We start from the raw sequence: 14,642 nt of genomic DNA on the forward strand, positions 1-14,642 counted from the left end.
CTCAGTGCAGGCGTTCCTTAGGGTCGGTCTTCTGCTGTAGCGCGAGGTCGGCGAGTTGGCGCTGCTCCGGGGCATTCCCGGCTTCCGCGATAACACGGTCGTACCAGCGTGCGGCCGCCTCTGGCTCACCGACTCTCCGGTACTGCTCACCGATCAAGTACTTGATGGTCTGGGCATGTTCGCCGACGGCGCAGTTCTCCTCGATCGCCCTTTCGAAGTACTCGATCACCTGTCGACGCAAGTAGTCCTGACCGTCAGTGTTCTCCACCTCTGGTTCGTCACCCCAGGCCCAAGCGGCGCGTAGATACAGGCTTCCGATCCTCTCGGAGTTCTGGCCGCGCCACTTTGCGATCCATGCGGCGTACTCGAACCGACGGGAGGCTGAGGAACGCTCGTCGCGCACCAAGGGTGTGATGCGCTCGGAGATGAGCTGGGACACCTTCTTGTCCACGCGGCCGTCGAAGGCGTCACTGCTGCCGGTGAATCCGCAGTTGTCGCAGGTATGGATGAATCCCCTGTCCGGCTGGGATCCGCGCGCTAGCTGCTGGAACTCGGTGGTGACGCCCCCCAGGTTGTTGGTGCTGCCGGTGATGTAGGACTCGAATGTCGTACCGCAGTTGGGACAGTTGAAGTCACGCGGGAAGATAGTCGTCATCTGAGCCCCCTCGGATGAAGAGCGGAACGTTGATCTGACCACGCAGTTCGCTGGGAAGATGGGCCAGCACGCTGGACAGCAGGATGCCCTCGTTGCGGTAGAAGAATCGGCCGGTTGTCGGCTCGGGAATCCTGCCCCCACTGTGGTGGATCGCCACTACCTGCCAATGGTCGTCCAGCACTGGGGAGCCAGAGGAGCCGGGGAGTGTGGATGTCAGATATTGCATGACATCCCCTCCTTGATAAGTGATTCGGTTGTGCTGTATGGCGATCTGCTTGGGTAGTCCGGCTGGATGCTGCACGATGTTGACCCGGCTTCCCGTCTGTGGGGGTGTCTTCGACGCGCTCAGCCACCCCCACTTTCGTCCGGGCTCCCCCTCGATCGCGATGAGGGAGTAGTCCAGTTCGTCGGCCGGGCTCGTGCGCAGCAGTCCGGACTTGGCTGCCCGGTACTCGCTGACCGGTCGGGCGCGGCCTGCGGCGTCGTCCTCGAATCCGAAGCGGAAAACCGATCCGCGTACCTGCTCGTCATCGCCGATGACGTGATGGTTCGTCAGCAATATTCCGGGGGCTATGAGGAAGCCCGTGCCGGACCAGCTGCGGCGCCCCACCTTGGTCTCGACGTATGCGACGGCGGCTGCTGCACGCAGACCTTCGGCCAAGAAAGAGACGGGTCGCAGTGTGTTCTCGCCAATGATCTTCTCCTGGAACCGGGTGATGTCCCAGTCGATCAGATCCCTGTTCGGCTCGGGTTGAGCCGCGACCGGAACCATGAGGCTGTAGCGATCGAGAATGCCGGTGAGGAGCGCACGCTGTGTGACTCCCACGAGCAGCGTCATCTCGTTGACGATCCGCCCGAGCGCCTCGTGTTCCGGGGAGACTCGCCCGTACGCGAGGGCATGGGTCACCAGCCTGCTTGCCGCCACGTACGGCGATCCGCTCAGGTCGATGTGAGCGGCCAGTTGTGTCAGCCCCGCGTTCCGCACGAACTCGCCCCGATCGACCTCGCGGGCGAACTCCGGTAGTTCCTTCAGTACGGCGATGAGTGCCGACCTGTGCTCCGGCGACAACTCGACCATCTGGTAGTCCCCCTTCGGGCCGTTTGCACGACCCACCGACCAGTGTCCAAGTGGCTCAGTGTTCACGGTATCCGTGCCCGGCTGTCGCGCGCTGCCTCTTACGTCAAGGCCGTACCGGATACTTTCGTGGGCTGGCCCCAACTCGGATGCGGTGCCCATGCAGAGGCGCGATTGCAGCACGGGAAAGCGCAACTGGAGATCTGAACTAGCCTGCCGTCGACCGGAGGCGGGCATTCACACTGGCTCCGTGGCCGTACGTCCGACATCGATACGGCACAGTCCGGGCTGCAGGCTCAGCCCTACCGCTCGTGCACTCGCTCCTGATCCCACCAGAACCAGAACCAGGGCGGGACGAGAGTGCCCAACCTGACGTGCGTTTTGGTCCTGTTGGAGTGCGTGTCGGGGGTTGCGCGGGGCGGGGTCAGGCGACCCGTCCGCCGACTCCGGAACGTCCTTCGGGGGTGGCCGAGAGACCGACCGTCACCTGCTTGCGGACCTGTTCGCCGAGTACGCCGACGACTGCTTCGGTGATCGCGGAGATGAGCCGTGCCGGTGCGTCCGGAACGTCGGGGCGCCGATAGGCGGCCTCGCGCAGGCTCAGTGTGACGTTCGGGGCGGCCTGGTCGGTTGGCTTTCCGCCGAGACCGCGCCGGCCTCGGGGGATACCGATGAGGTCTACGGCGACCAGGTGCGTGAACCGTTCGCCGTAGACGGAGCCGACCGCGTCCGTGAGCCCGCGGATCAACCCCTCCTCGGCCTGCCCGTCGAGTGCCGCCTCGCTGATGTGCACGGTGAAGTGGGGCATGGTGGAATCTCCGTTCGGGCCCGGGCCTGGATGGAGGGCGGATCGGCGGCCGATGTCTTTGTTAGCAAAGCATCTTTGCCGTCAAAGATAAATGCCGAGGGGTGCGTGATGGCCGGATCCGAGCGACACGAGGCCGGGGCGGGTGACGTCGACGCCGTCGTGCGTGAACTGTTGTTGCTCATGCCGCGGATGGCGAGCCGGGTGAAGCGCGTTCCGCTGCCCGAGGGTCTGCAGTCGGAGTCGTTGGCGCCCCGCCATCTCTCCCTGCTGTCCTGCCTGTTGTTCGACGGGCCCATGACCGTCAGCGAACTGGCCGCGCGGCTCGGGGTGGCGCCCACCACGGTCAGCCTGATGGTCGGCGATCTGAGCGAGAAGGCCATCCTCGACCGGCGCGAGGACACGTCCGACCGGCGGCGCCGGATCGTGGCCATCGCGGCCGAACGGCACGACGCGATCGCCGCGTGGCTGGCGCCCGGCGCGGCGGCTTGGCGTCGAGTGCTCGGTCCGCTGAGTCCGGCGGAGCGGCGGCTCTTTGTGGACACCCTGCTCGCCTATGAGGTGGCGGTGGGGGAGGAGCGGGGGCGCTGAGGGGCGTGGACGCGTGGCACGGGGGTGCCCGGAGGTCTGTCGGCTGACCTCCGGGCGTCCCTTTCCGCGTGCTGTTCTCGTGCGGTGCGGGGTTGTCACACCCCGCCGTTGATGACCCCGGGCGACGGCTGCAGCGTCACCTTGGTCCAGGGGTTGGGGGTGTTCCCGGTGTTGCAGTTCAGCGTGGCGGGGTTGGTGCTGTTGACCTCGACACAGGTGGTCTCCCAGACCTGGCCCGTGGTCGTCATGACGTCGAACTTGATGGGCTCCCCCGCGTTGGCGCTGTGCCCGTTGATGGCGACCCCGCAGGGGGTGCCGGCCGCGCCGCCCGCCGGGTAGTTGGCGTGGGTACTGAGGTCGGTCCAGAGGAAGTTGCGGGGGTTGGTGCCCCGGAGGTCGTGGATACCCGCGTAGGTCTTTCCACCGGTCAGCGCGGCTCGCAGCTCGAAGTTGTTCGAGTCCTGCTGGGCGTCGATGTCGGAGCAGGGGCCGGCGGCACCCGTCGGTCCGACGGGTCCTTGGTCGCCCTTCGGCCCGGCAGGTCCTGCGGGTCCTGCGGGTCCAGCCGGTCCTGCGGGTCCGGTCGGCCCCCCGGCGGGGCCCGGGTCGCCCTTCGGTCCGGCAGGTCCGGCCGGGCCCGGGTCGCCCTTCGGGCCGGTGGGGCCGGTGGGTCCGGTCGGGCCCTTGCAGTGACCCTTGCCGCCGGCCTCGGTCGCCTCGGACTTGTGATGGTGGTGCGGCTTGCAGTCGCCGCCGCCGTTTCCGGCGGCCGCCCTGACCTGGTCGGGCATGCTCCGTGCGGCCGCGGTGGCCGGACCGGCCGCCCCGGCCGCCAGGGCCAGCGCGAGCGAGGCCACCATGCCGGCTTTCCTGAACCTGTTCCGGGCCAGCGGCCCGAGCGGCGATGTTCGGAACTCAGGACTCATCCACATGCTCCTTGCTCGACTTGCTCGACTTGCTCGACCGGTTCGGGTGATCTCCCGAATCCGAGTGCGAGCTTGACCTGAGCCGGGCGGGGAATCGGTGCGCCGGTTCGGAACGCGCCCATTTATCGTCGTATCGGACTAATCGATGGGTTCTGATGGGCATCTTTTACCTGCGATCACCCGTCCGGGCTCAGCCGCCGCTGTTCGGGGGCTCTCGGGCGCGGTCCTCCGCGTGGATGGGCGGTCGGGCAGCGGGTGCGTGTCACTGTGGCGCGCGTGTTTCCGACGGGACGTCAGCGTCCGGGACGGGTGAGGCCGTGAAGCAGCAGACCCTCTGCCTGTGCATGATCGTCAAGAACGAGTCGCTCGTGATCGAGCGCTGTCTGGAGGCCGTCCGCCCTCTCATCGACTACTGGGTGATCTCCGACACCGGCTCCACGGACGGCACGCAGGACCTGATCCGCAAGGTGCTGGACGGTGTTCCCGGCGAACTCCACGAGGAGCCCTGGGTCGACTTCGGGCACAACCGCACCCGGAACATCCAGCTCGCCCGCGGCAGGGCCGACTATCTCCTCACTCTCGACGCCGACCACGTCCTGCGGCAGGACGCCCCGCTGCCGCGGCTGACCGCGGGCTCGTACATGCTGCGCTACGACGGCCCCGGCACCCAGCACCGGTTCAAGCATCTGATGCGGGGCGACTGGCTGTGGCGCTACGAGGGGGTCACCCACGAGTACCCGTGCACCGACGAGCCCGACACCCAGGAGAACCTGAGCGCCCTCGTCGTCGAGGACCAGGCCGACGGCGGGTGCCGCAGTGACAAGTTCGAGCGGGACGCGCGCCTGCTGCGGCGCGAGCTGGACCGCGACCCCGACAATCCGCGCACCGTCTTCTATCTGGCCAACACCGAGCGGGACCTCGGGCACGTGGAGGAAGCGATCGCTCTCTACGAGCGTCGCGCCGGGATGGGCGGCTGGGGCGAGGAGGTCTACTGCTCGCTCCTGGAGGCCGGACTCCTCAGGGCGGAGCGGACCGACGACTGGCCGGGGGCGATGGACGCGTTCTCCCGTGCGTGGGACGGACGCCCTCAACGGCTTGAAGCCTGCTACGAGTTGGCGTCCCGCCTGCGTCTCGCGGGCCGCTACCGCACCGCGTACGCCCTGCTCGGTGACGTCGTCGGCAGACCGGAACCGGACGATCTGCTCTTCACCCAGCCCTGGGTGTACCGATGGGGGCTCCTCTTCGAGTTCTCGATCACCGCCTACTGGGTGGGCGAGTTCGCGGCCTCCGTCGAGGCGTGCGACAGGCTGCTGGCCCTGTCGGACCTGCCCGCCTCCGTCCGCCAACAGACCCTGGCCAACCGGGAGTTCTCCGCTCCGCACCTCGCCATGGTTCCCGTACGCAGGCCGAAGGTCTCCCGGGCGGGCAAGGCGGCCAGGGGGAGGAGGAAGTAGGCGCCCGCTACTTGTCGGCCCGGTAGAGCTTGATGTCCCTGTTCACGAACAGGTGGACGTAGCCGCACCGCCAGCAGATCAGACCGGTGGCGTTCTCGTCGGCCCAGCCCAGTTTCATGAACTCCATGCCGGTGCTGTTGAGCAGGACGCCCCGCTCGCGGAACAGATCCCCTTGGCAGATCTGGCAGTTGAGCCAGATGCCGTCGTCCAGCGCCACGCGTACCGGTTTCGCCATTGTGTGAACTCCCCCGTTCTTGGCATGTGTTGACGAGATTACGGGGTGGGTGTGAGCGGAGTCGCGGAAGCCGACTGCGGCGGATGGCTCGGGTGCAGGGACGCGGAGAGCGGGGTCAGCGTCGCGCACAACGCCGTGGGGAACGCGGGCTCCACGCGTTGCACCGCCTTGCAGCCCCCGGTCGGGCTAGCCGTGATCACCTTCCAGCCGGCTGGCTTCGCGCGGAAGAACCAGCGGTCGCCCAGCCGGGACGTGCACCCGGACGGGGTCGCGGTCGTGTCGCCGCAGACCGGGCCCGTACGCCAGGAGAAGTCGATGACCAGCCACTTGCCGTCGCAGTGTTCCGCGTCGCGGTAGCTGTGCTCGGGGGCGTCGGCCGCGATCATCGCCTGCTCGTAGGAGGAAACGGTGCAGCCGGTGGCCGGCGGGTGGCAGCCGAGTTCCCCGCACAGGCGCAGTGCGGGCAACTTGGCGCCGTCGGCGGTGAATTGGGTGGAGCTGTCGACGATCAGCTCCCGATTTCCCAGGGGTTCGGGCAGCCGGAGCCGCGTCGAGGCCGTACGTTCCCCGGTGCACCCGGAGCGCTTGTCCCCGTCCGGTGAGGAGAAGGTGATCTGGACCCACATGTACTTCTGCGAGGAGTCGCTGAGCGCGGCCTTGAACGCCCGCACACACGGGTGCTTGCCGTCGGGTACCTGGGCGGCGAGGGTCAATGTGCGCCCGTCGGTGGCGAGTTGGGCCGCGGTGACCCTGGAGGGCTGTGCCAGGGTCCAGGGCAGCGACGCGGTCGACGTCGCGCTGTTCGCGTCGTTCGTGTCACCGGCCACCCGCGTCCCGCATCCGCCGAGCAGCAGTAGGGCTACGGCGCAGAGTGCGGCGGCCATGGCCGCACCCCGAGTACCGCCTGGTCGTATTCGCACGAGCGCTCAATCCCCCCGGATCGCACGGACGTCGGCCCCGGCCCGTCGGGTGCGGGCGGGAGCCGCGTCACACAGGGGGACCAATATAGGGAGTCAGCGCACGGCGCCCCACTCCGCCACCGTCGTGACGTCCGCCTGCATCGGGAACACCTTCTCCGTGAGGACCCGGTGCACCTCGGGGTCGTTGTCGAGGCAGCCGTCGGACAGGACGGTGAGCGTGAAGTCCAGATCGGACGCCTGGCGGAGCGTCGACAGGACGACGCCGCTGGTGGCGATGCCCGTCAGGACCAGGTGGTCGATGTCGTTCGCCCGCAGCACCATGTCGAGGTCGCTGCCGGCGAACGCGCTGACGCGGCGCTTCGTGACGAGGATGTCGCCGGGTTCGGGGGCCACGTCCGGGTGGATCTCGTTGGCCTGGGCGGCAGCGGCCGGCATCTGGACGCCCGCGAGCCTGCCGAACATCTTGTTGCGGGGGCTGACCTCCGGGGCGCCGGGGCGGAATCCGACGGTCGCGTAGATCACGGGGACGCCGTCCGTGCGGGCCGTGTCGATCGCCTTGCGCAGGCGCGGCAGATAGGCCGGGTCGGGGTAGCGGTCGACGATGACGCGCTGGACGTCCATGACGAGGAGGGCTTGCTTGGACACCGTTGTCCTTTCGGACGGGAGGGCCGGGCGTGAGGGCCGGACGGGAGGGGGTGCACGTGAGGGGCACGGGCTAAGTCATCACGTGATTACTTGCTTAACGTAACCATGCCCTGTAGTCATGTCAACGAGTGATTACTTGACCTGTCCGAGGAGGCTGCCGGTGGAGACGAGTGAGGCCGACGGGCCCCGGCGCCGGGACGCGGCGGCGACCCGGCAGGCGCTCCTGGAGGCCGCGAGCAGCCGGTTCACCCGGCTCGGGTACGACCGCACGACACTGCGGGACGTGGCCGCCGACGTCGGGGTCAACCTGGCGCTCATCAAGCGGTACTTCGACTCGAAGGAAGGGCTGTTCAAGGCGGCCCTGGCGTCAACTCCCCGGTTCCTGGGCCGGGATGAGCACTTCCCGCAGGACCGGGAAGGTCTCGCCGAGGCGCTCAGTCACCAACTCTCCGCCGGTGCCTGGCCGGAGTTCGGCGAACACCCCGTGCTGATGCTGCTGCGCGGTTCCGGCGACGAGCGCGTGGACGCGCTGCGCCGCAAGGCCCTGGACGAGTTCGGCCGCCAGATCCTCGCGGCGTCCGGCGGGGAACCGGCGGGGGAGGACGACGACGAACGGCTGCTGCGGGCGCAGCTCCTGGTCGCGCTCGGCGTCGGCGTCGCCGTCGTACGGTCCGCCGTAGGCCTGCGGCCTCTGCGTGACGCGACCGCGGGTCAACTGGCCGCGCCCCTGCGGGAGATCGTCGACGCGCTGCTGACGCCCCCTGCCGACGACCGCTGAACTCCCGCACAATGCACGGGTGGACGACGTCACGATCCGCGCCGCCGAACCCGCCGAACCCGCCGAACCCGCCGAACTGGACGCCGTCGCGGGGCTGCGGAGATCGCCGGTTCGCATCGGTGCATGGTCGTAGTGCGGGACGGCATGGTCATCGGGATGGCCTGGCCGGCGGCTCGTGGAGGCGGTGCTGGGCCGTGGCCGGGAACTCGGCCTCGAACGCGTCACCGTCCACTCCTCGCCGTGGGCGACCTCTGCGTACGCCGGCCGGGGTCGAGGGGGAATGAGGAGGGTGCCGTACCGCATCCGTATGTGGTGTTGAGGCGTCCTGACTGATATGGACGTCCCTGTGAAGTTCGAGAAACCGGCCGCGCAGCCCGCGCCGCAGTCGCCCGAGGGGTGTCTCGCCGTCGCGATCCGTGTTCCCGTACGGATCGTCGTGCTCGTGCTGGTCGTGCCGGTGCGGGTGGTGTGGGACGCGCTGGTGGTCGGCGGGCGGTTCCTGTGGCGGACCGTGCTGCGACCGCTGGGGCGGGCGGTGTTCGTGTGGCCGTTGGTGGCGCTGTGGCGGTACGTCGTCGTACCCGGCGCCAAGGCGGTCGGATGGCTCGTGAACACGCTCGTCCTGGTGCCTCTGGTCTGGCTGTACCGGTATGTGCTGACCCCGGTCGGACACGCCCTCGGTTGGAGCGCTCGGCAGATCGGGAGCGGTCTGGCGTGGGTGTACGCGCGCGTGCTCACTCCCGTCGGGCACGCGTGCGCGTGGGTCGTCAACGGAATGGCTGCCGGCTTGGCCTGGCTCGGGCGGTATCTGCTCGTCGTACCCGCCGGGTGGCTGTACGCCTGGGTGCTCGCCCCGGTCGGACGCGCGATCGCCTGGTGCGGGCGTGGGCTGCTGTGGCTGGCGAGGGCTGTCGGTACCGGTGTCGGTGTCGTCCTGTACTGGACGGCCCGGATCCTGCTGGTGCTGCCCGCGATCGCGCTCTGGCGCTGGGTCCTGACACCGGTCGGGCGCGTCCTCGCCGTCGTAGGACGGGAAGTGTGGGACGCCCTCGGGCACGCCTGGCGGATCGCCGGGCACATCTCGCTCGCCGTGGGGCGCGCACTGGGGACCCTCTTCCGGTGGATCTTCGTGGCGCCGGTGAGCTGGGTGTACCGGACCGTCCTCACCCCGGTCGGACACGTCGTACGGGACCTGGTGCTGCGGCCCGCCGCCGAGGCCGCGCGCGGGGTGGGCCGGGTCACCCGGCAGGTGCTCACCGCCGCCCGCGAGTCCGCCCGGCAGGCGCGGGCCGACTTCCGGCGGATGGTTTTCGGCGAGCCCGGGCAGCCGCAGCCGGTGGAGCGACGGGAACCGATGGGCGACGAGACACGTACTCTTGGTAGAAGTACGACCGTTCTCACGAAGGACTAGGACACTGGGCAAGCGACAGCCCGAAGGCCCGCCGCCCGCACCCGCGGTGCAGCGCATCCGACTGCGCTACACCAAGCGCGGCCGCCTCCGGTTCACCAGCCACCGTGACTTCCAGCGCGCCTTCGAGCGTGCGCTGCGCCGCGCCGAGGTGCCGATGGCGTACTCGGCGGGGTTCACACCGCACCCGAAGGTGTCGTACGCCAATGCCGCACCCACCGGCACGGGCAGTGAGGCGGAATACCTGGAGATCGCGCTCACCGCCGAGCGCGACCCCGACAAACTGCGCGAGCTGCTCGACGAGTCGATGCCCATCGGGCTCGACATCGTCGACGCGGTCGAGGCCCGGACCTCCGGGCTCGCCGACCGGCTCACGGCTTCCGTGTGGGAGCTGCGGCTCGACGGGGTGGCTCCCGAGGACGCCGAACGCGCGGTGGCCGCGTTCAACGCGGCCGAGAGCGTCGAGGTCCAGCGCATGGCCAAGAACGGCATGCGCACCTTCGACGCCCGTTCTGCCGTAGCGAGCCTCGAAGCCTCTTCTGAGACGATCGGTCCACAGGCTGATAGGCCTACCGACCAGGCCTGTGCGATACTGCGGCTGGTTGTTCGGCACGTGACGCCTGCCGTTCGACCCGACGACGTCCTGTCCGGTCTTCGCGCCGTGGCCGACCTGGCGCCGCCGGTCGCCGCAGCGGTGACCAGGCTGGCGCAGGGGCTGTTCGATGAAGAGACCGGCACGGTGACCGACCCGCTCGCGCCCGACCGCGAGGCAGCAGTGACCGGGAATCCCACGGTCGCCGAAGCTGCCGCCGCGAAGGCGCCGGCGTAGGGAAGTTCCGCGTAGGACGGACGTCGTAGCGCCGCCCTCGGACTCGGGAGCCACCTGGGTCGGGCAGCGCACCGACCACAAGACTTTCGCCAGGCCGTCCGCAACTGGGCGTACGGAACCGGCGAGACAGGACACAGAGAGCTCCCGTGCGGCGCCCGCGCCCCGGACGGCGGCACCGCGCAACGCGCGAGCCGCGGACGTCACCGGCATTCATGCCGGACCAGGCGCGGCGCCCGGGAGCCTGACGGGAGAAACGCCCGCATGCTCGAACCGACCGAACCCATCGAGGGTTCCGAACCGAACACCCCCAGCGACACGCTGCCGCCGCGCCGCAGGCGCCGCGCCGCGTCTCGCCCGGCGGGACCGCCGACCGCCCCCGAGGGCGCGGTCGAAAGCAGCGCTCCGGCCATACCGGCCGAGGTGAGCGACGAGAAGAACGAAACCGACGAGAGCGTCGTCGAGGTGACCCCCGAGGCGCCCGTCGTCGTCGAAGAGGCCGCGACTGCCGGTCGTACGCGTCGTCGTGCGACCCGCCGGGTGTCCGCGCCCGAGGCGAGTGCGGTGCCCGAGGCGGCCGAGATCGTGGTGCCGGCTGTTGCCGCTGCCGCACCTGAAGAGACCACCGTGGCGGAAGAGGTCGCGCCTGTCGTGTCCGGCGAGGACGCGGCTCCGCGCCGCACCCGCCGTCGTGCCACGCGCACGGTGACCGCGCCCGAGGCTGTTGCCCCCGAGGCCGCGGTGGAGCAGGCGGAGGAGCCTGTCGCTCCGGCCGTCGTAGAGGAAGCCGTGGCGGAAGCCCCGGTGGAAGAGGCGGCGCCCGCCCCTCGTGCGCGCCGTCGTGCGACCCGGCGCGCCTCCGCGCCCGCCGGTGCGCCCCAGGCGGCCGAGGCCGACGCGAACACCGAAGCGACCGCAGCGCCTGCTGCCGCCGTCGCAACCGAAGTGACTGAAGTGACCGAAGGTGCCGCGCCCGCTGCGTCCGACGAGGATGCCGCGCCGCGTAGGAGCCGTCGTCGCGCCACGCGCCGTGTGTCCGCGCCTGCCGGGACGCCCGTGGGCGAGGAGGCCCCTGTGAACGACGAGACCGCCGCGGACGCCGCGGAGACGAAGACCACTGCCGATGCTCCCGCCGAGGACTCCGGGCCGCGTCGTCGGCGCCGGGCCGTGCGGACCGCGGCCGGCGGGTTCTCCGCGCCCGCGCCCAAGAACGGCAATGCCGCCGAGGAGGACGAGGGGCCGCGTCGGCCCACGCGCCCCGCTGTGGCCGTGTTCCGGGCGCCCGTCTTCACCGAGCCGATGTTCCAGACGCCGGAGCGGGCCGCCGCCGCTGCCGCCGAGGCCGCGGACGACGATGACGAGGAAGAGATCGTCGTTGTCGAGCCCGTCGCCGTGGGGGTCGTCGAGGAGGAGACCGGGGGGCGCCGCAGGCGTCGTCGCCGCGGTGCCGCCTTCGAGGCCGAGCCCGTCGCTCCGGCCGTCGTGGAGGCCGTCGTGGTCGAGGAGGAGCCGGAAGAGGCCGAGGAGGCCGAGGACTCCGCCGACGGTGACGAGACCGAGGAGACCGGTTCGCGCCGCCGCCGTCGCCGTGGCGGCCGGCGTCGTCGCCGTGGCGAGTCCGCCACCGGTGAGGACGAGGCCGAGGACGGCGAGGAGTACGCCGCCGAGCAGGCCGCCGAAGACGCCGAGGACACCGCCGAGCAGGTCGAGGAGGACGCCGAGGAGGCGGACGAGGACCAGGGCGGTTCCGGATCGAGCAGCAGCCGTCGCCGGCGCCGTCGGCGTCGTCGTGCCGGTGACTCGGGCGGCGAGAGCGAGTCGGTCTCGTCGTCGGACGACCCCGAGCGCACCGTCGTCAAGGTCCGTGAGCCGCGCGCCAAGAAGGACGACCACCCGAGCGACGAGGTGCAGTCCATCAAGGGCTCGACGCGTCTCGAAGCCAAGAAGCAGCGCCGCCGTGAAGGCCGCGAGCAGGGTCGCCGGCGCGTCCCGATCATCACCGAGGCCGAGTTCCTGGCCCGGCGCGAGGCCGTCGAGCGTGTGATGGTCGTCCGGCAGAGCGGTGAGCGCACGCAGATCGGCGTCCTGGAGGACGGCGTGCTCGTCGAGCACTACGTCAACAAGGAGCAGTCGACCTCGTACGTCGGCAACGTCTACCTGGGCAAGGTCCAGAACGTGCTGCCCTCCATGGAGGCCGCGTTCATCGACATCGGCAAGGGGCGCAACGCCGTCCTGTACGCCGGTGAGGTCAACTTCGAGGCGCTCGGCATGGCCAACGGGCCGCGCCGCATCGAGTCCGCCCTGAAGTCGGGCCAGTCGGTCCTCGTGCAGGTCACCAAGGACCCGATCGGGCACAAGGGCGCGCGGCTGACCAGCCAGGTCTCCCTGCCGGGGCGTTACCTCGTGTACGTCCCCGAGGGCTCGATGACCGGCATCAGCCGCAAGCTGCCCGACACCGAGCGGGCCCGGCTGAAGACCATCCTCAAGAAGATCGTCCCGGAGGACGCGGGCGTCATCGTGCGCACCGCCGCCGAGGGCGCGAGCGAGGACGAGCTCAGCCGTGACGTCGAGCGGCTGCAGGCGCAGTGGGAGGACATCCAGAAGAAGGCGAAGGGCGGCGGCGGTTCGAACGCTCCGACGCTGCTGTACGGCGAGCCGGACATGACCGTCCGCGTCGTGCGCGACATCTTCAACGAGGACTTCACCAAGGTCATCGTCAGCGGTGACGAGGCGTGGGACACCATCCACGGCTACGTCTCGCACGTCGCCCCCGACCTCGCCGACCGGCTGTCCAAGTGGACGTCCGAGGTCGACGTCTTCGCGACGTACCGCATCGACGAGCAGCTGATGAAGGCGCTGGACCGCAAGGTCTGGCTGCCGAGCGGCGGTTCGCTGGTCATCGACAAGACCGAAGCGATGATCGTGATCGACGTCAACACCGGCAAGTTCACCGGTCAGGGCGGCAACCTCGAAGAGACCGTGACCAGGAACAACCTGGAGGCGGCCGAGGAGATCGTGCGCCAGCTGCGGCTGCGCGACCTGGGCGGCATCGTCGTCATCGACTTCATCGACATGGTCCTGGAGTCCAACCGGGACCTGGTGCTGCGGCGTCTGCTGGAGTGCCTGGGCCGCGACCGTACGAAGCACCAGGTCGCCGAGGTCACCTCGCTGGGCCTGGTCCAGATGACCCGCAAGCGCGTCGGACAGGGCCTCCTTGAGTCCTTCTCCGAGACCTGCGTGCACTGCAACGGCCGCGGTGTCATCGTGCACATGGAGCAGCCGACCTCGGTCGGTGGCGGCGGCAAGCGCAAGCGGCGCGGGCGTGGTGGCGACGGGAGCGGGCAGGACGTCCACGACGGTCACGACACGCACGAGCACGAGTCGGACGAGGTCGAGACCGAGGCGGAGGTGGCGGCCGAGGTCGCCATGCCGGTGCCGTTCGCGGAGACCGAGTTCAGGCCCGACGAGGACCTGTACAGCAGCGCCGCCGAGGCGGAGGCCGCGGCCACCCGTGGCGGGCGTTCGCGGCGCCGGACTAGCCGGCGGGCGTCGGCTCCGGCCGGTGCGCCGAGGGCGGAGTCGCGTGAGTCGCGGCAGCCGCGTGAGGTCCACGAGGTGCGTGAGGAGGCCGAGCCGGTCGCCGTGGAGGACCCGGTCGTCGAGGCGCCCGCGGTCGAGGAGACCCCGGCCCCCGTGGCCGAGGCTCCGGTTGTCGACGATGCCGCGCCCAAGGGGCGTACGCGCCGTCGTGCGACCCGTAAGGCGACCGCGCCCGCCGGGTCTCCGGCGGGGTCCGAGGAGGCCGCCGTGGTGACGGTCACCGAGACCACCGCGCCGGTCGTCGTCGAGGCATCCGCCCCGGCTCCGGCCGCTGTCGAGCAGCCCGAGGCGCCCGCCGAGAGCGCGGCTCCGGCCCGCCCGCGGCGTCGTGCCGTGCGCAAGGCCACCGCGCCCACCGCGTCCGAGGAGGCGGCCGTCACGGTCGTGCCGTCGGCCGTGGTGGAGGAGGCGCCGGTCGCCGAGTTCGCTGCCGAGGGCGAGGCTGACGCGCCGGTGAAGAAGACGGCCGCGCGCAAGGCCGCCAAGAAGGCCCCGGCGAAGAAGGCGGTCGCCAAGAAGGCGGCGGCCACCAAGACCGCGGCCAAGAAGACGGCCGCCAAGAAGACGACGGCCAAGAAGGCCGCCAAGACCACGTCGAAGAAGACCGCGGCGGCGGAGCAGACGAGCCCGTCCTCCGTCACCGCCTCCACCGACGAGGCCTGAACCCCGGGTGGGTGCGGCCGGTCCGTGTGACCGGCCGCACTCCCCACGGGCCCGGTTTGAC

At 70.2% G+C, this 14,642-nt stretch carries 13 protein-coding genes; 6 read left to right on the plus strand and 7 right to left on the minus strand.

Going from position 1 to position 14,642, the window contains the following annotated elements; genetic code table 11:
• Position 1: 1 nt before the first annotated feature.
• From OC490_RS13740 to OC490_RS13750, 3 genes are all read right to left on the minus strand, one after another.
• Positions 2-655, minus strand: coding sequence for a DUF2225 domain-containing protein (locus OC490_RS13740; protein WP_262058179.1), 654 nt, complete (start codon positions 653-655; stop codon positions 2-4).
• Positions 633-1,733, minus strand: a complete 1,101-nt coding sequence (locus OC490_RS13745) for a serine protease (protein WP_262058180.1) — start codon at positions 1,731-1,733, stop codon at positions 633-635. Before OC490_RS13745 ends, OC490_RS13740 begins: the two co-directional genes overlap by 23 nt.
• A gap of 421 nt (positions 1,734-2,154) precedes the next feature.
• Positions 2,155-2,538: a hypothetical protein gene (locus OC490_RS13750; RefSeq protein WP_262058181.1), complete on the minus strand. Its 384-nt coding sequence runs from the start codon at positions 2,536-2,538 to the stop codon at positions 2,155-2,157.
• Positions 2,539-2,646: 108 nt separating this feature from the next.
• Between OC490_RS13750 and OC490_RS13755 the strand changes: the two genes are divergently transcribed.
• Positions 2,647-3,126 carry a MarR family winged helix-turn-helix transcriptional regulator gene (locus OC490_RS13755; protein WP_262058182.1) on the plus strand — a complete coding sequence of 160 codons (480 nt, stop codon included), beginning with the start codon at positions 2,647-2,649 and terminating at the stop codon, positions 3,124-3,126.
• 95 nt (positions 3,127-3,221) lie between these two features.
• Here the strand turns inward: OC490_RS13755 and OC490_RS13760 are convergent, their stop codons facing one another.
• The gene (locus OC490_RS13760; RefSeq protein ID WP_262058183.1) at positions 3,222-4,052 is read right to left on the minus strand and encodes a hypothetical protein; all 831 of its coding nucleotides are present in this window, start codon (positions 4,050-4,052) and stop codon (positions 3,222-3,224) included.
• Positions 4,053-4,396: 344 nt separating this feature from the next.
• Between OC490_RS13760 and OC490_RS13765 the strand changes: the two genes are divergently transcribed.
• Complete coding sequence (locus tag OC490_RS13765) at positions 4,397-5,506, plus strand: glycosyltransferase (RefSeq protein WP_262058268.1); 1,110 nt, start codon at positions 4,397-4,399, stop codon at positions 5,504-5,506.
• 7 nt (positions 5,507-5,513) lie between these two features.
• Here OC490_RS13765 and OC490_RS13770 read toward each other — a convergent pair whose 3' ends face one another.
• The 3 genes from OC490_RS13770 to OC490_RS13780 all read right to left on the minus strand — a co-directional run bounded on the left by OC490_RS13770 (position 5,514) and on the right by OC490_RS13780 (position 7,306).
• Positions 5,514-5,741 (minus strand): hypothetical protein, encoded by a 228-nt coding sequence (locus OC490_RS13770; protein WP_262058184.1) that lies wholly within the window; start codon positions 5,739-5,741, stop codon positions 5,514-5,516.
• A 38-nt stretch (positions 5,742-5,779) separates the two neighbouring features.
• The gene (locus OC490_RS13775) at positions 5,780-6,625 is read right to left on the minus strand and encodes a hypothetical protein (protein WP_262058185.1); all 846 of its coding nucleotides are present in this window, start codon (positions 6,623-6,625) and stop codon (positions 5,780-5,782) included.
• Between the two features lie 129 nt (positions 6,626-6,754).
• Complete coding sequence (locus tag OC490_RS13780) at positions 6,755-7,306, minus strand: cysteine hydrolase family protein (protein ID WP_262058186.1); 552 nt, start codon at positions 7,304-7,306, stop codon at positions 6,755-6,757.
• A 160-nt stretch (positions 7,307-7,466) separates the two neighbouring features.
• On the opposite strand from OC490_RS13780, the gene OC490_RS13785 reads away from it, so the two are divergent.
• From OC490_RS13785 to OC490_RS13800, 4 genes are all read left to right on the plus strand, one after another.
• Positions 7,467-8,084 carry a TetR/AcrR family transcriptional regulator gene (locus tag OC490_RS13785; RefSeq protein ID WP_262058187.1) on the plus strand — a complete coding sequence of 206 codons (618 nt, stop codon included), beginning with the start codon at positions 7,467-7,469 and terminating at the stop codon, positions 8,082-8,084.
• Between the two features lie 346 nt (positions 8,085-8,430).
• The gene (locus OC490_RS13790; protein WP_410098616.1) at positions 8,431-9,495 is read left to right on the plus strand and encodes a hypothetical protein; all 1,065 of its coding nucleotides are present in this window, start codon (positions 8,431-8,433) and stop codon (positions 9,493-9,495) included.
• A 46-nt stretch (positions 9,496-9,541) separates the two neighbouring features.
• The gene (locus OC490_RS13795; protein ID WP_262058189.1) at positions 9,542-10,321 is read left to right on the plus strand and encodes a TIGR03936 family radical SAM-associated protein; all 780 of its coding nucleotides are present in this window, start codon (positions 9,542-9,544) and stop codon (positions 10,319-10,321) included.
• Between the two features lie 261 nt (positions 10,322-10,582).
• The gene (locus OC490_RS13800) at positions 10,583-14,581 is read left to right on the plus strand and encodes a ribonuclease E/G (protein ID WP_262058190.1); all 3,999 of its coding nucleotides are present in this window, start codon (positions 10,583-10,585) and stop codon (positions 14,579-14,581) included.
• The last annotated feature ends 61 nt before the right edge of the window (positions 14,582-14,642 follow it).

The organism is Streptomyces sp. STR69 (assembly GCF_024519455.1).
GTDB lineage: Bacteria > Actinomycetota > Actinomycetes > Streptomycetales > Streptomycetaceae > Streptomyces.